General features: G+C 71.8%; 24 protein-coding genes. 13 read left to right on the top strand and 11 right to left on the bottom strand.

What is annotated here, in order from left to right:
- The first annotated feature begins 254 nt into the window (after window positions 1–254).
- Together K4G64_RS04715 and K4G64_RS04710 are read left to right on the top strand one after the other, a co-directional pair.
- Window positions 255–395 (top strand): hypothetical protein, encoded by a 141-nt coding sequence (locus K4G64_RS04715; RefSeq protein ID WP_161366906.1) that lies wholly within the window; start codon window positions 255–257, stop codon window positions 393–395.
- A gap of 4 nt (window positions 396–399) precedes the next feature.
- The gene (locus K4G64_RS04710; RefSeq protein ID WP_221754732.1) at window positions 400–1,212 is read left to right on the top strand and encodes an ABC transporter substrate-binding protein; all 813 of its coding nucleotides are present in this window, start codon (window positions 400–402) and stop codon (window positions 1,210–1,212) included.
- A gap of 27 nt (window positions 1,213–1,239) precedes the next feature.
- Here K4G64_RS04710 and K4G64_RS04705 read toward each other — a convergent pair whose 3' ends face one another.
- Window positions 1,240–2,475, bottom strand: a complete 1,236-nt coding sequence (locus K4G64_RS04705; protein WP_221754731.1) for a cytochrome P450 — start codon at window positions 2,473–2,475, stop codon at window positions 1,240–1,242.
- Between the two features lie 218 nt (window positions 2,476–2,693).
- Between K4G64_RS04705 and K4G64_RS04700 the strand changes: the two genes are divergently transcribed.
- A complete protein-coding gene (locus tag K4G64_RS04700) occupies window positions 2,694–3,863 on the top strand; it encodes a steroid 3-ketoacyl-CoA thiolase (protein WP_221754730.1) in 1,170 nt (389 codons plus the stop codon).
- Here the strand turns inward: K4G64_RS04700 and K4G64_RS04695 are convergent.
- Window positions 3,847–4,032, bottom strand: coding sequence for a DUF397 domain-containing protein (locus K4G64_RS04695; RefSeq protein WP_221754729.1), 186 nt, complete (start codon window positions 4,030–4,032; stop codon window positions 3,847–3,849). The two genes, K4G64_RS04700 and K4G64_RS04695, sit on opposite strands and share 17 nt — an antisense overlap.
- A complete protein-coding gene (locus tag K4G64_RS04690; RefSeq protein ID WP_221754728.1) occupies window positions 4,013–4,840 on the bottom strand; it encodes a helix-turn-helix transcriptional regulator in 828 nt (275 codons plus the stop codon). Before K4G64_RS04690 ends, K4G64_RS04695 begins: the two co-directional genes overlap by 20 nt.
- A gap of 93 nt (window positions 4,841–4,933) precedes the next feature.
- On the opposite strand from K4G64_RS04690, the gene K4G64_RS04685 reads away from it, so the two are divergent.
- A complete protein-coding gene (locus K4G64_RS04685) occupies window positions 4,934–5,329 on the top strand; it encodes an ATP-binding protein (RefSeq protein WP_308122227.1) in 396 nt (131 codons plus the stop codon).
- Here the strand turns inward: K4G64_RS04685 and K4G64_RS04680 are convergent.
- Both K4G64_RS04680 and K4G64_RS04675 read right to left on the bottom strand, forming a co-directional pair.
- On the bottom strand, window positions 5,326–5,766 hold the full coding sequence (locus tag K4G64_RS04680) for a peptidoglycan-binding protein (RefSeq protein ID WP_221754727.1): 441 nt from the start codon (window positions 5,764–5,766) through the stop codon (window positions 5,326–5,328). The genes K4G64_RS04685 and K4G64_RS04680 overlap by 4 nt on opposite strands.
- A gap of 109 nt (window positions 5,767–5,875) precedes the next feature.
- Window positions 5,876–7,918: a phosphatase PAP2 family protein gene (locus K4G64_RS04675; RefSeq protein WP_221754726.1), complete on the bottom strand. Its 2,043-nt coding sequence runs from the start codon at window positions 7,916–7,918 to the stop codon at window positions 5,876–5,878.
- Between the two features lie 213 nt (window positions 7,919–8,131).
- Between K4G64_RS04675 and K4G64_RS04670 the strand changes: the two genes are divergently transcribed.
- The 3 genes from K4G64_RS04670 (at window position 8,132) to K4G64_RS04660 (ending at window position 10,472) form a co-directional block, all read left to right on the top strand.
- Window positions 8,132–8,314: a hypothetical protein gene (locus K4G64_RS04670; protein WP_221754725.1), complete on the top strand. Its 183-nt coding sequence runs from the start codon at window positions 8,132–8,134 to the stop codon at window positions 8,312–8,314.
- 11 nt (window positions 8,315–8,325) lie between these two features.
- Entirely contained in the window at window positions 8,326–9,711 is a 1,386-nt protein-coding gene (proP, locus tag K4G64_RS04665; RefSeq protein ID WP_221754724.1) for a glycine betaine/L-proline transporter ProP, read from the top strand.
- Window positions 9,712–9,800: 89 nt separating this feature from the next.
- The gene (locus K4G64_RS04660; RefSeq protein WP_221754723.1) at window positions 9,801–10,472 is read left to right on the top strand and encodes an O-methyltransferase; all 672 of its coding nucleotides are present in this window, start codon (window positions 9,801–9,803) and stop codon (window positions 10,470–10,472) included.
- Between the two features lie 78 nt (window positions 10,473–10,550).
- Here K4G64_RS04660 and K4G64_RS04655 read toward each other — a convergent pair whose 3' ends face one another.
- The gene (locus K4G64_RS04655) at window positions 10,551–10,943 is read right to left on the bottom strand and encodes an FHA domain-containing protein (protein ID WP_190898339.1); all 393 of its coding nucleotides are present in this window, start codon (window positions 10,941–10,943) and stop codon (window positions 10,551–10,553) included.
- A 91-nt stretch (window positions 10,944–11,034) separates the two neighbouring features.
- Here K4G64_RS04655 and K4G64_RS04650 point away from each other — a divergent pair, with 91 nt between their 5' ends.
- Window positions 11,035–11,442: a DUF1992 domain-containing protein gene (locus K4G64_RS04650; protein WP_221754722.1), complete on the top strand. Its 408-nt coding sequence runs from the start codon at window positions 11,035–11,037 to the stop codon at window positions 11,440–11,442.
- A 25-nt stretch (window positions 11,443–11,467) separates the two neighbouring features.
- Here the strand turns inward: K4G64_RS04650 and K4G64_RS39825 are convergent, their stop codons facing one another.
- Window positions 11,468–12,211 (bottom strand): hypothetical protein, encoded by a 744-nt coding sequence (locus tag K4G64_RS39825; RefSeq protein WP_260460007.1) that lies wholly within the window; start codon window positions 12,209–12,211, stop codon window positions 11,468–11,470.
- Window positions 12,212–12,215: 4 nt separating this feature from the next.
- Window positions 12,216–12,911, bottom strand: a complete 696-nt coding sequence (locus K4G64_RS04640; RefSeq protein ID WP_221754721.1) for a hypothetical protein — start codon at window positions 12,909–12,911, stop codon at window positions 12,216–12,218.
- A 168-nt stretch (window positions 12,912–13,079) separates the two neighbouring features.
- Between K4G64_RS04640 and K4G64_RS04635 the strand changes: the two genes are divergently transcribed.
- The gene (locus tag K4G64_RS04635) at window positions 13,080–13,571 is read left to right on the top strand and encodes a GNAT family N-acetyltransferase (protein ID WP_221754720.1); all 492 of its coding nucleotides are present in this window, start codon (window positions 13,080–13,082) and stop codon (window positions 13,569–13,571) included.
- A gap of 2 nt (window positions 13,572–13,573) precedes the next feature.
- Here the strand turns inward: K4G64_RS04635 and K4G64_RS04630 are convergent, their stop codons facing one another.
- On the bottom strand, window positions 13,574–15,625 hold the full coding sequence (locus tag K4G64_RS04630) for an MFS transporter (RefSeq protein WP_221754719.1): 2,052 nt from the start codon (window positions 15,623–15,625) through the stop codon (window positions 13,574–13,576).
- Window positions 15,626–15,784: 159 nt separating this feature from the next.
- Between K4G64_RS04630 and K4G64_RS39820 the strand changes: the two genes are divergently transcribed.
- Window positions 15,785–17,281, top strand: coding sequence for a peptidoglycan-binding protein (locus K4G64_RS39820; protein ID WP_260460006.1), 1,497 nt, complete (start codon window positions 15,785–15,787; stop codon window positions 17,279–17,281).
- A gap of 27 nt (window positions 17,282–17,308) precedes the next feature.
- The gene (cpt, locus tag K4G64_RS04620) at window positions 17,309–17,863 is read left to right on the top strand and encodes a chloramphenicol phosphotransferase CPT (protein ID WP_221754718.1); all 555 of its coding nucleotides are present in this window, start codon (window positions 17,309–17,311) and stop codon (window positions 17,861–17,863) included.
- Between the two features lie 179 nt (window positions 17,864–18,042).
- On the opposite strand, the gene K4G64_RS04615 is transcribed toward cpt, so the two are convergent.
- Together K4G64_RS04615 and K4G64_RS04610 are read right to left on the bottom strand one after the other, a co-directional pair.
- Window positions 18,043–18,702 carry an HAD-IA family hydrolase gene (locus tag K4G64_RS04615; RefSeq protein ID WP_221754717.1) on the bottom strand — a complete coding sequence of 220 codons (660 nt, stop codon included), beginning with the start codon at window positions 18,700–18,702 and terminating at the stop codon, window positions 18,043–18,045.
- Window positions 18,703–18,909: 207 nt separating this feature from the next.
- Window positions 18,910–19,491, bottom strand: a complete 582-nt coding sequence (locus tag K4G64_RS04610; RefSeq protein ID WP_221754716.1) for a TMEM165/GDT1 family protein — start codon at window positions 19,489–19,491, stop codon at window positions 18,910–18,912.
- Window positions 19,492–19,883: 392 nt separating this feature from the next.
- On the opposite strand from K4G64_RS04610, the gene K4G64_RS04605 reads away from it, so the two are divergent.
- A complete protein-coding gene (locus tag K4G64_RS04605) occupies window positions 19,884–20,528 on the top strand; it encodes an HNH endonuclease family protein (protein ID WP_221754715.1) in 645 nt (214 codons plus the stop codon).
- A 77-nt stretch (window positions 20,529–20,605) separates the two neighbouring features.
- Window positions 20,606–22,243, top strand: coding sequence for an alkaline phosphatase D family protein (locus tag K4G64_RS04600; protein WP_221754714.1), 1,638 nt, complete (start codon window positions 20,606–20,608; stop codon window positions 22,241–22,243).
- Window positions 22,244–22,298 lie beyond the last annotated feature (55 nt).

Below are 22,298 nucleotides of genomic sequence, written 5' to 3'. Positions count from 1 at the left end.
GGGCCCCCGCAGCGGGAAAGCCGTGGTCCGCCATTCGGACCGCCGTGGATGGCTGAACGGACGAGCGACGGACGGCTGCCCACCGTGCTCCGCGCGCCGTCCGCCCCTGGACATGGCCGGTGCCGGACCTCCCTCCGGATGGCCGCGGACGGTTCCGCCGGATCATGATGATCGCCCAGCGGTCGCCGCCGACCACGCACCGACCGACCAGTGACTCGACGCCCGTCGAGCGACGATCACCCAGGGGGACCCTCATGTCCGCTTCCCAGCTGCTCCGTGGCCTGTTCGCGCTTCTCGCCGCCGCCCTCGTCCTCGGTGGCGTGCAGAGCGCCGCGGCGACCGCGACCGAGACCCGGGCCGTCGTGACCAGCGGCGACTCACTGATCTGGGGCTGACCGGGTGGCCAGACCGAGCATCGCCGTCGTCGCGCCGCTGACCGGGCCGCGCACGGACTGGGGAGCCGCTCTCCTCGGCCAGCTGGAACGGATCCGCAGGGCCCGCCCGGACGCCGCCGAGTGGCACGTCTACGACGAGGCGCCGGAGGTCGCCCGGACCGTGGCCTGCGCCGGACACGCGGCCGTCGTCGGCCACAGCGACACGGAGGACGCCCGCAGGGCCCTGCCGGTGTACCGAGCCGCCCGGCTCCCCTGTCTGCTTCCCTTCGTCAGAGCCGGGGCGCCCGCGCTGAGCTGGGCACCGGACGGGGACGTGCTGGCCCGCAGGATCGTCGAGGCGGCGACGGCCCTCGGCGTGAGCGCGCTCGCCGTCGCCCCGGACGACGGGCCCCGCTGGAGCGCGCTCGGGCGCGCGGTCGTCGAGGAGGCCGGGAGGGCGGGGCTCGCGCCGGGCCCCGGTGGCGCGTTGGCGGTGCTGGCGCCGCAGGACCGGTTCGCGCGTTTCCTGCGGGGCACGGGTCCCGTCCTCATGCCGACGGACTGCGGGCTGGCCTCGTTCGCTCACCTGCGTCAGGCGGCATCGGGCCGCGAGGTGTGGGCCATTCACCCCCAGACGTGCGCGGTACGCCGTGCCAGAGCCGCTCTCACGGCACTCGCGCAGGCCGTGTCCGAGGATCACGCACCGCATGGAACGGCGCTGACGGACGCCGTGCGGGCGCGTTCGGGAATCCTGCTCACCGCCGACGGAGCCCCCCTGGGTGACGGCTGGCTGATCTCCCGGCTCCCGTGGACGTGCGCGGCGAGAACGCCGCTGTGACCTCCGCCCCACCGGCAGGGTTCACCGTCAGCCGGTGCTCACCGGAAGCTCCTTCACCCCGTTGATCCACGCCGACCGCAGCCGGCGCGGATCCCCGACGAGCCTGAGCCCGGGCATGGCGTCGGCGATCGCGTTGAAGATGAGGTTGATCTCCAGCACGGCCAGGGACTTGCCCAGGCAGTAGTGCGGCCCGCCGCCGCCGAATCCGAGGTGCGGGTTGGGGTCGCGGGTGACGTCGAAGGTGTCCGGGTCGTCGAAAACCTCCGGGTCGTGGTTGGCGGAGGCGTAGAAGAGGCCCAGCCGGTCGCCCTGGCGGATGCGCTTGCCGCCGAGTTCGGTGTCCTGGGTGGCGGTGCGCTGGAAGGCGGCGACCGGGGTCGCCCAGCGCACGATCTCCTCGGCCGCAGTTTCCGGGCGGTCGCTCTTGTACAGCTCCCACTGTTCCGGGTGGGTGAGGAAGGCGTGCATGCCGTGGGTGATGGCGTTGCGGGTGGTCTCGTTGCCCGCGACGGCCAGCATCAGCACGAAGAAGCCGAACTCGTCGGAGCTGAGGTTGCCCTCGTCCTCCGCCGCGACGAGCTGGGTGACGATGTCGTGGGCCGGGCACTGCTTGCGGTCGGCGGCCATGTTCATCGCGTAGGCGATGATCTCCGTGGCCGACTCGGCGCCGACCTCCTCGGTGATCGCGTACTCGGGATCGTCGTACGCGATCATCTTGTTGGACCAGTCGAAGATCTTGTCCCGGTCCTCCTGCGGGACGCCCATCAGCTCGGCGATCGCCTGGAGGGGCAGTTCGCAGGCGACCTGGGTGACGAAGTCGAACGGCCCGGTCTGCGCGCGGGCGTTCTCGACGATGGAGTGGGCCCGTGCCCGCAGCCTGCCCTCCAGCGCCCGGATCGCCCGGGGCGTGAAGCCGCGCTGCACGATCTGCCGGACCCGGGTGTGCTCCGGCGGGTCCATGTTCAGCAGGATCAGCCGCTGCGCGTCGATGGCGTCGCGTTCGATGCGCTCGTTGAAGCGGATGATCGCCGTGTTGAGGGACGACGAGAACAACTCCGGGTGCGTGGAGACGTACTTGACGTCGGCGTGCCGGGTGACCGCCCAGTAGCCGTCGTCCTGGAAGCCGGCGAGACCGGTCGGCTGCGCCACCCAGCAGACCGGTTCGGCCCGGCGCAGCTCCGCGAACTCCGGCAGGGGCACGCGATGGTGCAGCAGGTCGGGGTCGGTGAAGTCGAACCCGTCGGGCAGCGCGGGACAGGGCATGGGCGGCTCCCACCACTCGTACCGACTCTGAGGTCTGACGGCCCATCAGCTGTGCGGAGTTGCGGTGACGGTAGTAACGGGTTCTACAAGTAGCAAGAGGCACGGGCCCGCCAATTGCCCGCATGACTATTGCGGTCACTGAGCGGTCCTCAGCACACTACTCGCAGAACTAGAACGCGTACTAGTTCCGCTGAGCCTCCCGGAGAGGACCCGCACCCATGGCTGCCGAACCCGTGATCGTCGAAGCCGTACGCACCCCCATCGGCAAGCGCGGCGGCGCGCTCGCCAATCTGCACCCCGCCTACCTCCTGGGCGAGACCTACCGCGAACTCCTCGGCCGCACCGGCATCCCCGCCGACTGCGTGGAGCAGATCGTCGGCGGTACGGTCACCCACGCCGGCGAGCAGTCCATGAACCCCGCGCGCACGGCCTGGCTGACCATGGGGCTCCCCTACGAGACGGCCGCGACGACCGTCGACGCGCAGTGCGGGTCCTCCCAGCAGGCCTCGCACATGGTGGCCAACATGGTCGCCGCCGGGGTGATCGACGTCGGCATCTCCTGCGGGGTGGAGTCGATGTCCCGGGTGCCACTGGGGTCGGGCTCGAAGCACGGGCCGGGCAAGCCGTTCCCCGACGAGTGGAACGTGGACCTGCCCAACCAGTTCGAGGCGGCCGAGCGCATCGCCCGCCACCGGGGCCTGACCCGCGAGGACGTGGATGCCCTCGGCCTCGCCTCTCAGGAACGGGCCGCCCACGCCTGGGCGGAGGAGCGCTTCAAACGAGAGACCTTCGCGGTCCAGGTCCCCACGACCGAGGAGGAGCAGCACGCCGGGCAGGGCATGTGGCGCCTGGTCGACAAGGACGAGGGCCTGCGCGACACGACGGCGGAGGCGCTGGCCGCGCTGAAGCCGATCATGCCGACGGCGGTGCACACGGCCGGGAACTCCTCGCAGATCTCCGACGGGGCGGCGGCGATCATGTGGGCGTCGAAACGGATGACCCGGGCGCTGAAGCTCCGCCCCCGGGCCCGGATCGTGGCCCAGGCCCTCGTGGGATCCGACCCCCACTTCCACCTCGACGGCCCCATCGACGCGACGAAGGCCGTGCTGGGCAAGGCCGGGATGTCGTTGAGGGACATCGACCTCGTGGAGATCAACGAGGCGTTCGCGTCGGTGGTGCTGAGCTGGGCACGGGTCTTCGACCAGGACCTGTCCAAGGTCAACGTCAACGGCGGCGCGATCGCGCTCGGGCACCCGGTCGGGGCGACCGGGGCCCGGCTCATCACGACGGCACTTCACGAACTGGAACGCACCGACAGGGAGTTCGCGCTGATCACCATGTGCGCGGGGGGCGGCTTGGCCACCGGCACGATCATTCAGCGGTTGTAGACGTCCAGTTGATGAACGTGGTGAAGGCGGCGGGATCGAGGGTGAGGATCGGTCCCGCCGGGGTCTTGGAGTCGCGTATGGCGACAGTGTCCTCCGGCATTTCGGCGACTTCGAGGCACTGACCACCCTGGTCGCCGCTGTAGGACGACTTACGCCACTGCATCTCCATACCGTTCCTCCATTACGCGCCGGATGAGCTCAGCCGAGTCGTTGAGGGAAAGTGCGGCGGCCCGGAGGTGATCGTAACGGAGCGAACACTCCTTGACCGTGTCCGGGTTGGCGGTCGGTTGCCCGCTGCCGTACCCCTCCGTGTAGACGATGGCGGGGTCGGTCGAAAAGCGGTAGACGTCGAACGAGCCTTGCAGCCCGGCATGCGCACCCGCCGAGAACGGCAGCACCTGAACGTTGATCCGAGGGTTGTTCTCGGAAGACAACAGATGCGCGAGTTGCCCCCTCATCACCTCCGGCCCACCGATCTCCAAGCGCAGGGCAGCTTCACTGAGGACAGCCCAGAAGACCGGCGGCTCCCCCTTCTCGAAGACACGCTGGCGAGCAAGACGTACTGCCGTACGGTCCTCGAGATCCGTCTGATCCAACGCGCCCAGCACAGCCCGTGCGTACCCCGGAGTCTGGAGCAACCCGAGCACCATGTGCGTCTGGAAGGAGCTGATGTCCGTGGCCCGCATCTCCAGCTCGGCCACCTGCTGGAACCATGCCGGAAGCCGACTCCGCAGCACCAGTTCCACCAGCCTCGAGAACATTCCGTCCGTGCCCAGCGCCGCATCCGCACGCTCACTGAACTCGGGGGTCGGAACCTTCCGAGCCGTCTCGATTTGGCCCACCAGCGAGCCCGTGTAGTTGAGGATGTCCCCCAACTGCCGCTGCGTCAGGCCGGCGGCCTCTCGATGGCGCCGCAGCTCGAAGCCGTAGTAGTCGAGCGGGGACGCGCCCGGGTCAAGGGCGTTGATGTGGGTCACGGCAGAAGCCCCTCTCACGCAACTCGGTCCACAACGGAACCGGTTGTATCCGTTCCGTAGCCGAGGGTAGTCACCGCACGTCAGCCTCGTCTCGTGAACGAATACATTCCCGCCCAGTACGCGATGCGCCTCACCGTCGGTGAACACGCCCCCCGCCACATCCGCCGTATCGTCCGCTCGTTCCTCGGCGAGTGGGACATGCCCGAGCTGTCGGACACCGTGGAACTGGGCGTGACGGAACTGCTCGCCAACGTCGTACGGCACGTCCCGGACCGCCGCTGCGCGCTGCTGTTGCTGCGGCAGCGCACCGGCGTACGGGTGGAGGTCACGGACGGCAGCGATGAACTGCCGTGCCTGCCCGAGACGTTGGACGCGGAGTCGGAGAACGGCCGGGGCCTGCTCCTGCTGGACGCGCTGGCCGACAAGTGGGGCGTGTCGCTGTGGTCCGGGGGCGGGAAGACCGTGTGGTTCGAGTGCGGGGCCCGCTAACAGAAGGGAGCGTCCGGCGCGTTGGCCCAGAAGGAAAGGAACGACCAGGTCTGGGCTCCGATACGACCGTCCACGACGATGCCGGCACACTGCTGAAAGGCCCTCGTCGCCGCTTGCGTGACTCGGCCGAAGTCCCCGTCCACGTCCAGACCGGCGTCGATCGCCTGGTTCAGGTAGCACTGGGCCTGCTGGACCACCGCCCCGGACGACCCCAGACGGAGGTTCGGTCGGTTGATGGTGAAATCACATACATCGTCCGGGCCCTGGGCCACCAGGGCTGCTGGACGGTTCAACTTGTCTGCGGCCTGGGCGGGTTTCACCACGGCGGTCGCAGAGGTTCCAGGTGATGCCGCTACAGCCGGTGCTCCCACAAGGGAGATTGGCACAGCCAGCGCCGCCAGGGCGATGAGCGCACGTCGCATCCCGATCACCTCCACTGAGGGTTTCCCTTTCTCATCGTGCGCGGCCCTCAACCGGGTTGCATCTCGGGGATGGCCGCGCCAGGGAGGGGCGGTGAGGTCAGGCGGCGTGGGCCTCGGGACCTTGTCAGCCGCGTACGGGGCTTCGGGTGGGTGTGCGCTCGCCGTCGGCAGTCACCACCGCCCGCGCCCGCGCCCCCTGGAGGACATACGTGAGGCCGAACCCCACCGCCACCACCACCGCTCCCCCCGCCGCGTCCAGCACCCAATGGTTCGCCGTCGCCACGATGGACGCGAAGGTGAGCAGCGGATGCAGCACCCCCAGCGCCTTCAGCCACCACCGCGTCGCCAGGAGGGCGATCACGACGCCGCACCACAGTGACCAGCCGAAGTGCAGGGACGGCATGGCCGCGTACTGGTTGGTGAGGGCCGTGAGCGTGCCGTAGTCCGGCTTCGAGAAGTCCTGGACGCCGTGCACCGTGTCGATGAAGCCGAGCGTCGGCATCAGGCGGGGTGGGGCCAGGGGGTAGAGCCAGAAGCCGACCAGGGCGAGCAGCGTGGCGAAGCCCAGGGCGGAGCGGGCCCAGCGGTAGTCGCCGGGGCGGCGCCAGTAGAGGACCGCGAGGACGGCCAGCGGGACGATGAAGTGGAACGACGTGTAGTACTGGTCGAGGAAGTCCCGCAGCCAGTCGATTCCGACGACGGTGTGGTTGGCCCAGCGCTCGATGTCGAGGTGCAGGACGCGCTCGAGGTCGTAGACCTGCCTGCCGTGCTGCTCGGCCTCCGCGCGGCCGGCGGAGTTGCTGCCGCCGCCCGCGGCGAGGCGGACCTGGGAGTAGGCGGCGTAGGTGACGCGCAGGAGGAGCAGTTCGAGGAGGAGGTTCGGCCTGGTGAGGGCCCGGCGCAGGAACGGCATCAGCGGCACGTGCCGGAAGCGGGATGCGGCTGCGGGCGCGTACGCGGCCGGCTTCGGTGAGCGGTAGAAGGGCGAGCCGCGGGGCAGGAACGGCACGGCGATCGCGGCGGCGAGCGCGGCCGGCAGGACGAGGTTGTCCCGCAGCGGGTGGAGGACGTCCATGTCCGGCAGCAGCATGCCGGCCGGCAGCGTCATGACCAGGACGACGGCGACCGGCCACACGTAGCGGTCGCCGGCGCTGGTGCCGGCCCGGCCGACGACCGCGAGCAGCACCCACAGCAGCTGGTGCTGCCAGGCCGTGGGCGAGACGACGATCGCGGCGCAGCCGGTGATCGCCACGGCGAGCAGCAGCTGTCCGTCGTCGAAGTAGCGAACGGCCCGGCGCAGGGCCAGGACGGCGACGGCCGCGCCGAGTGTCAGGAAGAGCGCGATCTCCAGGGGGCCGTTCAGGCCGAGTCGGAGCAGGGCGCCGTGCAGAGACTGGTTGGCGAGGTCGTCGGCCGGGCCGCCGAGGCCGGCGCCCGCCATGTGGTGGACCCAGTAGCGGTGGGAGTCGTGCGGCATCGCCGCCCAGGCAAGCCCGGTGCCGACGGCGAAGGTCACGCCGGTGGCGAGCGCGGCGCGTCTGCGGCCGGTGCACCACAGCAGGGGCGTGAACAGCAGCAGCGTCGGCTGGAGCGCCGCCGCGAGGCCGATGAGCAGGCCGCTGGTGCGCTGGCCGCGGGCGGCGAAGCAGCCGAGCAGGACGAGCAGGACCGGGATGATGCTGGTCTGGCCGAGCGAGAGCGTGCTGCGCACGGGCAGGGAAAGCATCAGCAGGCTGACGGCGACGGGCGCGGCCAGCAGTGCCGTGCGGCGGCTGACCGGCTGGGGCAGGGCGCGGGCGGCGATCAGCCCGAGGGCGACGACGAGCAGCAGGGTGCCGAAGGTCCAGCCCCAGCCGAGGGCCTGTTCGGCCGAACGGGTGAGCGGCTTGAGGACGAGCCCGCCGAAGGGTGTGCCGGTGAAGCGCGTCGAGTCGTACAGCGAGCCGTTCACGTGCAGGACGCCGTTCGGCCCGACCCAGGTCTCCAGGTCCGTCAGCCGCTCACCGCGCGGGGTGGCGAGGACGGCGGCCACCTGCCGGGCGGCGAGGACGGCGGCGATCAGCCACAGGCCCACGCGGGCGACACGCAGACGTGCGCGGGCCCCGCCGGCGGCCGTCGCTTCGAAGCCCTCCGCCGGCCGTCCGCCGCCGCGATCCGCATCCGCCACGCCTCGTCGGCCTCCCGCACCAGTACATCCAATATGTCCCGAATGTGGGTATTCCTCCTGCGCACCCTATGGGGAGCGTGCGACTTCGGGGAAGGAGGCGCGGGCTGCGTCGACCGTGCGCGGACGGCGTGACCACGTCCGGCGGAAGCGATACGTGACCACGTCCGGCGGAAGCAATACGTGACCACGTCCGGCGGAAGCGATAAGGGTCACATGAAGATCGACCGTGAACCGCTTTCCATTGGGCAGAAGCGCCAGCGCAGCAGCGATTTACGTGCAGTATGCAGCCAACTCCGTACCGCCCGTAAGCGGATCAAAACCGCCTATCGTCGCTTTTTCGGCCCGTACGACAGCGCCGCCGCGCGGGACCGCGTCCTTGTCCCCGTCGAAAGGTAGGCGAGCGAGTCTTGTCGACTGCCTCAGTCGTCGCCCCCGCGTCCCTCGTGAAGACCCGCACGGCGAAGTCCCCCGACCCCACCGTCACCGACCCCGCGCTCGTCAAGCGCGCCGTGAAGGCGGCCGCGCTGGGCAACGCGATGGAGTGGTTCGACTTCGGCGTCTACAGCTACATCGCGGTGACGCTGGGCAAGGTCTTCTTCCCCTCGGGCAACCCCACCGCCCAGCTGCTGTCCACGTTCGGCGCCTTCGCCGCGGCCTTCCTGGTCCGCCCCCTCGGCGGCATGGTCTTCGGCCCGCTCGGCGACCGCGTCGGCCGCCAGAAGGTCCTCGCCCTCACCATGATCATGATGGCCGCGGGCACCTTCGCGATCGGTCTGATCCCGTCGTACGCGACGATCGGTGTCGGCGCGCCGATCCTGCTCCTGGTGGCCCGGCTCGTGCAAGGCTTCTCCACCGGCGGCGAGTACGCGGGCGCCTCCACGTTCATCGCCGAGTACGCCCCCGACAAGCGGCGCGGCTTCCTCGGCAGCTGGCTGGAGTTCGGCACGCTGGCCGGCTACATCGGCGGTGCGGGCCTGGTCACGATCATGACCGCCCTGCTCTCCGCCGACGATCTGACCTCCTGGGGCTGGCGCATCCCGTTCCTGATCGCGGGCCCGATGGGCATCATCGGCCTCTACCTGCGGATGCGCCTGGAGGAGACCCCGGCGTTCGCGGCCGAGGCCGAGAAGGCCGAGAACGACCGCCCGAAGACGCCGCTGCGCGAGATGGTCACCGGCCAGTGGCGCGCGCTGCTGCTCTGCGTCGGCCTGGTGCTGGTCTTCAACGTCACCGACTACATGCTGCTGTCGTACATGCCGAGCTACCTGACCGGCCAGCTCCACTACGACGAGACGCACGGTCTGCTGGTCGTCCTCGGTGTGATGGCCGCGATGATGATCGCCCAGCCGTTCGTCGGCGCGCTGACCGACCGCGTCGGCCGCCGCCCGGTGATGGCCACCGGCTGCGCGGGCTTCCTGCTGCTGTCCGTCCCGGCCCTGCTGCTGATCCGCGAGGGCAGCCTGCTCGCGGTCGCGCTCGGCATGGGCGCCCTCGGCATGCTGCTGGTCTGCTTCACGGCGTCGATGCCCGCCGCGCTGCCGGCGCTGTTCCCGACGAAGGTCCGCTACGGCTCGCTGTCGATCGGCTTCAACGTCTCGGTGTCCCTGTTCGGCGGCACGACCCCGCTGGTGGTCACGGCCCTGATCGGCGCGACCGGGAACATGATGATGCCCGCGTACTACATGATGGCCGCGGCCGTGATCGGCGGTTTCGCCGTGTGGCGGATGGCGGAGTCGGCCGGGCGGCCGCTGCCGGGCTCGGCGCCCTCGGTGGCGGGTCGACACGCCGAGTGAGATCCCGCTGACAGCGCCCCTCGCACCAACTATCTTCGTCAGCGCCAGTAGTTAGGGATGCTAACTATGCTGACGAAAGGTTGAGGCGCATGAGCGAGTCGCACGTCTGGGACGAGGTCGACGCCTACTTCACCTCCCACCTCGCCCCGGACGACGAAGCCCTGGCGGCCGCCCTGCGGGACAGCGACGCCGCCGGGCTTCCGCACATCAACGTCGCGGGAAACCAGGGCAAGCTCCTGCAGCTCCTCGCCCAGATCCAGGGCGCCCGCCACATCCTGGAGATCGGCACGCTCGGCGGCTACAGCACCATCTGGCTGGGCCGCGCCCTGCCCGCCGACGGGCGGCTGGTCTCCCTGGAGTACGACCCGCGGCACGCCGAGGTCGCCGTCCGCAACATCGCCCGCGCCGGCCTGGACAAGCTGGTCGAGGTGCGGGTGGGTCCGGCCCTGGAGTCGCTGCCCAAGCTGGCCGACGAGAACCCGCCCCCGTTCGACCTGGTCTTCATCGACGCCGACAAGGCCAACAACCCGCACTACGTGGAGTGGGCGATCCGGCTCACCAGCACGGGCAGCCTGATCGTCCTCGACAACGTCGTACGGGGCGGCCGGGTCGTCGACGCGGGCAGCACCGCCCCGGACGTCACGGGCACCCGCACCGCGATCGAGCTGATCGCCGCCCACCCGAGGCTGAGCGGGACCGCGATCCAGACGGTGGGCATGAAGGGCTACGACGGCTTCGCCCTGGCACGCGTGCTGGCGTGAGGATCTTCTGTCAGACGATCTGAGGCCCTGCCGTCACGCGGCATGATGCCCGGCGTGACACCGCATGCGGCCTCGCCGTCACACCTCGTGGTAGAAGCCCACGTTGACGCTGCGCGGGGCGGTGCGGTCCTGGATGATGATCTCGCCACTGCCGCCCCTGGGCAGCGGGACGGTGCCACCGTAGGCGAGGGGCTGGACGTATTCCCCCATGGTCAGCCGCACTTCGGAGGACGGGTCGGGCTGGGAGCCGCGCAGCCAGGTGAGCTGCCAGGTCCCGTCCGGCCCGCACAGGAACTCCAGGTGGACGCGGGAGACGAACAGCCAGTCGTCCGGCGTGCTCAGCCGGCACACGGACTTGTCACGGCCCACCCGCAGCACCGCGCCCGGCTCGCTCGGCGCGTCGGCCATGAGCATGCCGGCCGTGGCTCCCGCCTCCGCCTCCGCGACGGTGGCCATGGTGAGTTCGAGCACGTGCGCTCCTTGTCCGAGACGTCCTGGGTGGGACTGCAAGCCCGCCGAATGATAGAACGCCTGGCCGCACGGTGTCCGGCACAATGGCCTCATGACCGAGCGAAAGCCACCGGGCGTCGACTTCGAGTCCTGGGTCGACAAGCAGATCCGTGACGCGGAGAAACGCGGGGAGTTCGAACGGCTGCCGGGAGCGGGCGAACCCCTCCCCCGCGACATCGAGAGCACCTACGACGAACTGTGGTGGGTCAAGCGGAAGATGGCCCGCGAGGGCTTCTCCGTCCTCCCGCCCACGCTGGCACTGCGCAAGGAGGCGGAGGACGCGCTGGAGGCCGCGCTCGCGGCCCCTTCGGAGCGCATCGTCCGGAAGATCATCGGCGAGATCAACGACAAGGTCCGCGAGATGATGTTCAAGCCGCCGCCCGGCCCCCCGCTGGGAAAGAAGCCGTACGACGTCGAGGACGTCGTACGGCAGTGGCGGGAACGCCGGGCGGAGCACTGACGACCGGGGGACGCACCCCCTCCGATCACACGTGCAGCAGCCGTTCGGCCAGCTCGCGGTAGTCCTTCAGGGCCAGCCGGAGCTGCTCGGTGTCGGCCGACGAGACCGACTTGCCCTCGCCGCCCTCGACGGACTGCCAGGACTGGCGCAGGGTGCGACGGCGCTGCGTCACGGCCTCGGTGAAGCGGGCCGCGATCTCCTCCAGCACGTGGTCCGCCTCCTCGACGGCGGCCCGGGGCCCGTCGACGAACCCGGCGACAGCGTGCTGCAACTGCGAGCCGAACTTGTCGGTGTCGTCGTGGGCGAGGAGGTGGGCCCGGTTCTTGGCGGAGCCGACCTTGTCGGGACCCGTGCCGTGGTCCCCGCGGGGTGCCCCGGCGCCGAGCCGGTCCGTGTCGTGCCGACCGGTGCCGTGCGTGTCGAGCCGCTCCGTGTCGCGCGTACCGTGCCGGTCGGTGCCGGGCAGGTCGGTGCCGTATCGGTCAGCAGCGGGTGCGTCGGTGCCGTGCCGGTCGGCGGCGGGTACGTCGGTGCCGTGCGCCGCGGCGCGGTCCGCGTCGGTGCCGAGGGGGGTGCCGCGGTCGGTGTCGGTGCCGTGCGGGGCGCCACGGTCTGCGTCGGTGCCGCGCGTGGCGCCGCGGTCCAGGTCCGGGTCCCGGGCCGTGTCGTGGTCCGTGCCCGGTGCGGTCGTGCGGCGGCCGGTGCCCAGGGCACTCTCGCCGCGGGCGTCCGGCGTGTGGTCGCCGGGCGGTCGGGTCATGTCGGTCATTGCCTCAACTCTCCTTCGCCTGACGTCGGTTCATCGCCCACGGCATGTGACCACCGCGGGCCGGCGCCTTCCGGCCGCCGTTCAGGGCGGCGCGCTCGCGTCCGCCGTCGTGCCGTCCGCCGGTGTGGCCGTCACCGTCGTGGCGGGCCGGCTTCACCAGCTCCTCGAACAGGGCGCGGGCCGCGACCATGGCCTCACGCATGTCTTCCGTACCCTGGCCGCCGTCCCGGGCGTCCTCCGCGCGCAGATGCGCCGCGCGGTGCACGCGCCGGTAGCCGTCGACGTGGTGGGCGTGGTGCACGGACAGCGCGGCCAGCTGTTCCTCGTACTGCCCGCCGTCCGGGAAGCCCCGGACACCGGCGACCTCGGCGAGCAGCCGGTCCGCCTCGGCGACGGCCTCGCGCGGCGAGTCGACGAACCGCTCCTGGGCGGCCATCCAGCGCGCCTCGTACTGCTCGCGCTGCGCCGGCTCCAGCGACCGCTCGCGCAGATCGCCGTGGCGCTGCACGCGCTCGGTCAGTTCGCGCTCGGCGGCTTTGGCGTCGCCGTCGTGCCGGGCCACGGCCCGGTCGTACTCGGGTCCGAAGCGCCGCTTCAGGCTCGGGCCGCCCCGAGGCCCGCGGGCGCGCAGGGTCATGACGGCCGCGATGATGACGACCGCCGCTATCACGATCAGAGCAATGATCAGGCCAGTGGACATGAATGCCTTCCGGGTTCTCGCCCAACCGGCTCTCCTCGCGAGCCGGTTCGCCCGTCGGGTGTCCGCAAAGCCCGTCTCCAAACGGCTGTCGGGCGCAACCGGGGCGCGAAACTTGGCCGGGACTATTCGCTTGCGTGTCCGGTGGGGCGCGTGCGCACCATGCGGTCCATGACCTGGACCGTGGCCCCGGAACCGTACGACTCCCCTGTCGCCGCCGCGTTGTGGCGGGCGTATTACACCGAGGTCAGCGACCGCTGGTACCTGCTGCACGAGGGGCGCCGGACCGACCCGGCGGAGCTGGAGCGGGAGATCGCCGCCGGCTCCGGTGCCGATCTCGCCCCGCCGGGCGGGCGGTTGCTCGTCGCCCGGTACGACGGTGAGCCGGCCGGCAGCGCGGGCGTACGGCTGCTGGACGGCACGACCGCCGAGCTCACGCGGGTCTTCCTGCACGAGCCGATGCGCGGCCGGGGCGGCGCCCCGCTGCTGGTCCGGGCCGCCGAGGACGCCGCACGCGCGCTCGGCGCCGCCCGGATGATCCTCGACACCCGCGGCGACCTCGTCGAGGCCCGCGGCCTCTACGCCCGCCTCGGCTACACGGAGACCACACCCCACAACGAGGACCGGTACGCGGAGCACTGGTTCAGCAAGGAGCTGGTCTGAGCTCAGGCCCTCTCCTGCGTGGAGCCCACGCTGTACGGCCGCTCGCGCCGCGATCCGCACAGTTCGCCGGTCAGCTCCCGCACGAGCCGCTCCAGGTCGGTCGGCCGGTCCGGCCCCCACCAGTCGCCGAGCAGCTCGGCGAGGGACTCCTCACGGGCCTCGGCCAGCCGGCCGGCGACCTCGCGCCCCTCGTCGGTCAGAACCATGTCGACTCCGCGCCGCACGGCGAGGCGGCGCTCCTCGGCCTGCCGGGCGGCCTCCATGACCACGGTCAGCGGCACGGGCATGGTGTCGGCGAGCACGCCCGGCTCCACGGAGCCGTTGCGCCGCATCCGCAGCAGCAGCCAACTGGTGGCGGGCAGCAGGTCGTAGCCCGCCCGGGCGGTGATCTTCCGGTAGATCTCGCGCCGCCCCGCGCGGGTGCCGAGCACCGACAGCGCCCGGCACACCTCGTCGTACGAGGACCGCTCGACGGGGTTGCTGGCGAGGGTCTCGGTGCCGTCCGGCGCGGTGACCGAGCCGCGCAGCGGGTCCTCCTTGAGGAACCAGGCCAGGACGAAGCCGAGGAGCGCGACGGGGGCGGCGTAGAGGAAGACGTCCGTGATGGAGACGGCGTAGGCGTGCAGGGCGGGCGGGCGCAGGCCGGACGGGAGGGCGGCGATGCCTCGCGGGTCGGCTTCCAGGGTGTCCACGGAGATGCCGGGCGGGAGCCGGACGCCCCGGAAGGCGTCCGTGAGCTGGTCGCCGAGCCGTCCCGCGAAGATCGTGCCGAAGACGGCGACGCCGAACGAGGCGCCGATGGAGCGGAAGAAGGTCGCGCCGGAGGTGGCCACGCCCAGGTCCTCGTAGGGGACGGCGTTCTGCACGATGAGCACCAGAACCTGCATCACCAGGCCGAGTGCGAGCCCGAAGACGAAGAAGAAGCCGCTGAGTTCGGCGGTGGAGCTGTGCTCGTCGAGCTGGTGGAGCAGGAGCAGCCCGAGCGTGGTGATGCCGGTGCCGGCGATGGGGAACACCTTCCAGCGGCCGGTGCGGCTGACGATCTGCCCGGAGGCCGTCGAGGCCAGCAGCAGGCCCAGCACCATCGGGAGCATGTGCACACCGGACATGGTCGGGCTGATGCCCTGCACGACCTGGAGGAAGGTCGGCAGGTACGTCATGGCGCCGAACATGGCGAACCCGACGACGAAACTGATCAGGGCGGCGAGCGTGAAGGTGCGTACGCGGAACAGCTTGAGCGGCAGGACGGGTTCGGCGGCCCGCCGCTCGACGGCCACGAAGGCGACGGCGAGGAGGACGCCCAGGACCGCGAGGCCGACGATCTGCCAGGACCCCCACGCCCAGGTCGTCCCGCCGAGCGAGGCGACCAGCACCAGGCAGGTGGCGACGGCTGCGATGAGGAACGTGCCGAGGTAGTCGATGACGTGCCGTTGCGCCGTGCGCGGGATGTGCAGGACGGTGGCGATCACGGCGAGCGCGACGACGCCGACGGGCAGGTTGACGTAGAACACCCAGCGCCAGCTCAGGTGCTGGGTGAGCAGGCCGCCGAGCAGCGGCCCGAGCACGCTGGTCGCGCCGAACACGGCGCCGAACAGGCCCTGGTAGCGGCCGCGTTCGCGAGGCGGCACCAGATCGCCGACGATGGCCATCGACAGCACGATCAGTCCGCCGCCGCCGAGCCCTTGCAGGGCCCGGAAGGCGATCAGCTGAGCCATGTCCTGTGCGGCGCCGCACAGCGCGGACCCGATCAGGAAGATCACGATCGCCGTCTGGAACAGCCGCTTGCGCCCGTACTGGTCGCCGAGCTTGCCCCACAGCGGGGTGGCGGCGGTCGCGGCCAGCAGATACGCGGTGACCACCCAGGACAGGTGGTCCAGGCCGCCGAGATCGCTGACGATCGTGGGCAGCGCGGTGGACACGATGGTCTGGTCGAGGGCGGCCAGCAGCATGCCGAGGAGCAGGGCGCCGATGGAGACCAGGACGTTCCCGGGCACCTGTTCCTGAGGGGCCGCGCCCGGGGGCGTCAGCGTGGTGGCGTTCGCGTCCCCGGCCATACGACCTCCCGAGTCTCCTGTGACATTTTCCATCGTGACCGCTGTGGCCGGTTATGGCCCGCCGGGCCCTTTTGGAAGCCGTCGTTCCGGGGGCTCCTCGACCGCGCTGTGGAGAAGATCTGGATAATCTCTGGAGTTCGCGAGGGGAGGGAGGAACGCATGGAACCGCCCAACGGCCACCCGTGCCCGGAGTGCGGCGCGCCCAGACAGCGGGACAACACCCCCACCTGCGCCTGCACGCACCGTGCCGCCGAGGCCCTCCGCGACGCCCGCACGGCCGAGGCGGCGGCAGCGGAGGACTTCGACCCGCTGCGGATCCGCCCGTACGTGGAGATCGACGCCGGGGCCTCCGGCGGTCCGGGCGGGGGCACGGCACCTTCGAACGACTCGGCCGAGCCCACCCCGGATGCCCTGGACGACACCGCCCTTCGGCCCGGAACCGGTCTGGCGGGACCGTCACCCGCCCAGAGCCCCGGGCCTGCGGCCGAGGACGCACCCGGCCGAGCCGCAGCGGACGACAGCGCCGCACTTCCGTACGGAGACGCCCCGCGGCCGCCGGGAAACGGTTCCGCGGAGGCGTCACGGACCCAGGGCCCGGGACAGACGACCGAGCGCACACAGACGCCGGCCGCAACGGGCCACAGCGCCACACCCCCGCACGGAGCCGGCCCCCAGCCGACCGGAAACGGTTCTGCGGAGGCATCGGCGGCGGCCCAAGGCCCGGGAGAGCCCGCGGCCGAGGGCACACCGGGCCCGGCGGCTGCCGCGGACCGTGCCGACAGCCTCCCGCACGCCGAGGCCCCCCACCCGGGCGGTGCCGCCCGGCCGACCTCCCCCGCCGACGCCACCATGCCCCTGCGTCCCGTCGAACCGGACGCGACCGCGGTACTGCCGGCGGCCTCCGCCGCCTCGGCGCTTCCGACGCCTCTGGCACCCGCCGCGACCGAGCCGAGCGTCACCGACCTGCGCATGTTCGACGGCACGGCGGGGGCGGATCGCGGAGCCGCGGAAGCGGGCGGGCCCGGCGGGCGGACGCCCGGGCGACGGCGCCGGAACCTCCTCGTCGCCGCGGCCGGTGCCTGCGTGGCCGTCGTGGCGGCGGCCGGGTACGCGAGCGGGCTGTTCTCCTACGAGAGTCCGTCCCGGGACACCGCCCTGCCGGACGACATCCGCGCGAGCGTGCCGGACGCCCCGTCGAGCAGCGGGGCGTCCACACCCCCGCGGGGCAGCGCCTCGGCCGCTCCTTCGGCCCCGGCCGCACCGCCGCCGTCGCCGTCCCGCAGCGGGAGCCCGTCCGCCTCGCCGTCGCCGTCCGCGCCGAGCGCCTCGGCGAGCGCGTCGCAGTCGCCCTCGCCGTCGGCTCCGCAGCCGTCCGGCTCGGCGACCGGCCCTGAGCAGGCGCCCCCGGACGACGGCCGCCAGAAGGGCGGCCCGACCGTCCTGCGCCTCGGCGACCGCGGCCCGGAGGTCACCGAACTCCAGCTCCGCCTGCGCCAGTTGGTCCTCTACACCGACGACGCCGACGGCACGTTCGACGACCGCCTGGCGGACGCGGTCCGCACCTACCAGTGGTCACGCGGCGTCCAGAGCGACGAACTCGGCGTCTACGACCGGGAGACCCGGGAGAAGCTGGAGTCGGAAACCCGCGAGCCATGACCGGCCCGGGCGCCCTACCGTGACGCCGTGACTACTCAGGTGATCGTTCTCAACGGCGGTTCGAGCTCGGGCAAGTCCGGGATCGTGCGGTGCCTGCAACAGGTCCTGCCCGATCCGTGGCTGGCCTTCGGCGTCGACTCGTTCGTCGACGCGCTGCCGGCGAGGCTGCAGGGCTCGGAGGGCGGAATCACGTTCGCGGCGGACGGCGGCGTGAGCGTGGGCGGGGAGTTCCGGGCCCTGGACGCGGCCTGGACCGAGGGCATCGCCGCCATGGCCCGCGCGGGCGCCGGGATCATCGTCGACGACGTCTTCCTCGGCGGCCCGGCGTCCCGCCGGCGCTGGGAGAAGGCCCTGTCCGGCCTCACCGTGCTGTGGGTGGGCGTCCACTGCGACAGCGCGGTCGCCGCGGGGCGGGAGATCGCCCGGGGAGACCGTGTCGGAGGCATGGCGGCGTCACAGGCCCGGGTCGTGCACGAGGGCATGACCTACGACGTGGAGGTGGACACGACCCACACCGAGTCCTTGGAGTGCGCGCGCATCATCGCCGCGCGAGTGAGGCGGAGGCCTGGGCAGCCCGGGTGAGGCGGCCACCTTCGCCGGCCAGGTGAGGCGGGCGCTCGCCGACCTGATGAGGCACACGCCCTCGCCGCCCAGGCGAGGCCCACGCCCTCACCACCGACGCGACGGGCACACCAGCGCCGCCCCGAGACGGCCGGGACCTCGCCGCCCGAGGCCGGGCGGCCCAGCCGGGCGGCCCGGGTTCACCCGATGTGGAGTCGGATCGTCCCGTCGCCCACAGCCTCCACCCGCACCTTCGTCAGGTCATCCACCACCACGTCCGGCTCGTGGATCGCGGCCCGGGGCCCGATCCCGACGACCGTCATCCCGGCGGCGCGCCCCGCCGCTATCCCGGCTCCGGAGTCCTCGAAGACCACACAGTCCTCGGGGGCGATCCCCAGCTCGGCGGCGCCCTTGAGGAAGCCCTCCGGGTCGGGCTTGCTCGCCCCGACGGACTCCGCCGTCACCCGTACCTCGGGAAGGTCCAGGCCGGCCGCCGCCATCCGCGCCGTCGAGAGCGGCACATCGGCGGAGGTCACCAGCGCGTGCGGCAGCCCGGCCAGCGAGGCCAGGAACTCCGGCGCCCCCGGGATCGCGACGACACCGTCGGTGTCGGCCGTCTCCTCGGCGAGCATCCGGGCGTTGTCGGCGTGGTTCTGCTCCATGGGTCGCTCGGGCAGCAGCAGCGCCATGGAGGCGTAGCCCTGCCGGCCGTGGACGACCTTCATGACCTCGTCCCCGTCGAGCCCGTGGCGCTCGGCCCAGCGCCGCCAGACGCGTTCGACCGAGGCGTCCGAGTTGACGAGGGTGCCGTCCATGTCCAGCAGGAGGGCGCGGGCGGTGAGCACGGCGGTGGCCGTCATCGGCAGCTCCAAGGCTCGGGGCGCGTTCCAGCGCGGGAGGGGGCGGACGACGGATCGCGACCGGCACGCCCCGGGGGGACAAGGCGGCCCCGCCCGCCGGTCAGGGAAAACGAGCGGAGGCCACTTTGTTCCCCCACGGTACAAAACAAGGCGGCCTTCGCGCCAGGGGCCCCCGCGGACGTTCACCCACTGTTCAGCCCGCCCGGCTCAGCCGGTCACCGCCTCCCACAGGCTCCACAACCCGAGCGCCAGCATGACCAGCGCCGCGATCTGTGTGATCAGCCGCAGCGGCACCTTCCTCATCAGCGTCTTGCCGCCGACGATGCCGAGTCCCGCCACGGTCCACAGCGCCAGCACCGCGCCCAGGCCGACGGAGAGCGGGTCGTCGTAGCGGGCGGCCAGATTCGCGGTCATGATCTGGGTCAGATCACCGAACTCGGCGACCAGGATGAGCATGAATCCGGCGCCGGAGACCTTCCAGAAGGACTGGTTCTCCGGCTTGCGGACCTCTTCCTCCTCCTCGCCCTTCTTCAGCAGCAGCACCGCGGCCCCACCCAGGAACAGCACGCCCGTGAGGGCCTGCACGATCTGCTGCGGCAGCAGCGTCAGCACACTGCCCGCCGCGACGGCGAGCGTGACGTGCAGCGCGAAGGCGGCGGCGACACCGGCGAAGACGTAGGAGGCGCGGTAGCGGGTGCCGAGGACGAGGCCGGCCAGGGCGGTCTTGTCCGGCAGTTCCGCGAGGAAGACGACGCCGAAGACGACGGCCGTCACGGTCAGGCTGATCAAGGGTTCCTCAATCGGTCGGGGCTGCCCCACCGAGAGTGCTGGACCTTCACACACGACACCTCGGCACGGCAGCGCACTCGGGACCCGCGCCGGGGGGGGCACGGGTCTGCACTGCTTTGCCGAAGGTCTCGCTGGCGGGTCCTGGGAAAGGACCGCCTCCGGGCGCCGGCTCAGGCGGGCTGAGCAGTATGTCGACGGTCCGGCGAAGAGCTACTCCCCTTCTGCGCCGTCCATCGTACGGGACGCCCTCGAAGGGAAAAGTTCCGCCTCGAACCTTGTCATGTCATGACCGCGTCACTAACTTCTCACCGGGCGCACACCTGTGCGCAACACGGCACCGCGAGCATTCCCCTGCTCGCAAGCCAACACCCCCACCTCCCCAGGGAGTTCGCATGCCCAGGTTCTACGCGCGTCGACGGCTGAGCTTGGCCGCGGCGGCCACCGCGCTCATATCCTCCGTGGCCCTCTTCAACGCCCCCACGGCCTCCGCCGCCCTCCCCACCCCGGTAAGCGGCGCCACCGCCCGCACCTATCTCGCCTCGCTCACCGTCACGACCGAGGACCGCACCGGCTACAACCGCGACCTCTTCCCGCACTGGATCACCCAGTCCGGCACCTGCAACACCCGTGAGGTCGTCCTCAAGCGCGACGGCACCAACGTCCAGCAGGACTCCTCCTGCGCCGCCACCAGCGGCAGCTGGTACTCCCCCTACGACGGCGCCACCTGGTCCGCCGCCTCCGACGTCGACATCGACCACCTCGTCCCGCTGGCCGAGGCCTGGGACTCCGGCGCCGGCTCCTGGACCACCTCCCGCCGCCAGTCGTTCGCCAACGACCTCACCCGCCCGCAGCTCATCGCGGTCACCGACAACGTCAACCAGGCCAAGGGCGACCAGGACCCCGCCACCTGGATGCCCTCCCGGACGGCGTACCGCTGCACCTACGTCCGCGCCTGGGTGCAGGTGAAGTACTACTACGGCCTCTCGGTCGACTCGGCCGAGAAGTCCGCGCTGACGAACTACCTCGCGAGCTGCTGACACGCTGATTCGTGCCGGGACCTCCCCGCCGGCCTCCGTCGCTGCGTACCGTACGGGGCGACGGAGAGGGGAACGACATGAGCGAACTGCGCCTCGGACCGCTGCTGAGGTACACCGACGGCTCGTCCGCGACCGTGTGGGTCGAGACGAGCCGTCCGTGCACCGCCGAGGTGCGCTGCGCCGACGGCGCCGGCGGCACGGCCCGCAGCTTCCAGATCGAGGGCCACCACTACGCGCTGGTCCCGGTGACGGGCCTGACGGCCGGTACGACCACGACCTACGAGGTGCTCCTCGACGACACGCGCGTGTGGCCGCTGCCCGACTCCCCCTTCCCGCCCTCGGCGATCCACGCGCCGGGTCCGGAGGGCGACCTCGACGTCGCCTTCGGCTCCTGCCGCTGGGCCTCCCCGCCGGCGGGCGGCGACGACCCCGTCGGCCCGGACGCCCTGGACGCCCTCGCCACCCGCCTCGCCGCCGACCCCGACGGCGAGCGGCCGCACGTCCTGCTGCTGCTCGGCGACCAGGTGTACGCCGACGAGACCTCCGACTCCACCCAGCGCTGGCTGGCGGCCCGCCGCGACATCAAGGAGGGGCCGGGCCCCGGGGTCGCGGACTACGAGGAATACACGCACCTCTACTACGAGTCGTGGCTCGACCCGCGCATCCGCTGGCTGCTGTCCACCGTGCCCAGTTTCATGATCTTCGACGACCACGACGTGATCGATGACTGGAACACCTCCGCCGCCTGGCTCGCCGACATGCGCTCCACCGGCTGGTGGCAGGAGCGGCTGCTGAGCGGCCTGATGTCGTACTGGGTCCACCAGCACCTGGGCAACCTGTCCCTGGAGGAGCTCGCGGCCGACCCGGTCTACGAGGAGGTGTGCAAGGTCTCCGACGGCACCGACGTGCTGCGCGCCTTCGCCGCCCGGGCCGACGCCGACGCGACCACGGCCCGCTGGAGCTACCGGCGCGACTTCGGGCGCGTACGCCTGGTGATGGTGGACAGCAGGGCCGCCCGGGTCCTCGCCGAGGACGAGCGAGCGATGCTCGACCCGGGCGAGGAGGCGTGGCTGCGCGAGCAGGTGCTGGACGGACCCGAGACCTACGACCACCTCCTGATCGGCACCTCGCTGCCCTGGCTGCTGCCGCACCTGGTGCACGACGCCGAGGGGTGGAACGCGGCACTGTGCGGCGGGGAACGGGGCGAGCGCTGGGCGCGGTTCGGGGAGAAGGTGCGCCGCGCCGCCGACCTGGAGCACTGGTCGGCGTTCCCCGAGTCCTTCGCACGGCTGGCGGACCTGATCGCCGAGGCGGGCTCGGGGCGGGACGCGCCGGCGACGGTGTGCGTGCTGTCCGGGGACGTGCACCACGCCTACATCGCCGAGCCCTCGTGGCCCGGCCGGAGCCCGGACGCCCGGGTCGTGCAGCTCGTCTGCTCCCCCGTCCACAACTCGGTGCCGCTGTCGATGCGGCTGGCCTTCCGCATCGGCTGGAGCGCGATGGCCCGGGGCATCGGCCGCGGCCTGGCCCGGCACGGCCGTCTTCCGAGCCCGCCGGTCGACTGGCGCAAGACCGGCGGCCCCTGGTTCGGCAACCAGCTGATGACCCTGACCCTGCGCGGCCGTTCGGCCCGGCTGCGGCTGGAGCACGCCAAGACCCGCGAGGGAACGGGCCCCCGCCTGACGACACTGCTGGACTCCGAACTCGCCCCCTGACCCCCTGTTCCGCCCGTTTGTCGCGCTGTGACCGGTGATGCCCCGTAAGGCCAGT

The organism is Streptomyces sp. WAC04114 (genome assembly GCF_019733245.1).
Taxonomy (GTDB): Bacteria; Actinomycetota; Actinomycetes; order Streptomycetales; family Streptomycetaceae; genus Streptomyces; species Streptomyces massasporeus_A.
This window is presented reverse-complemented; position numbering and strand designations above follow the sequence as displayed.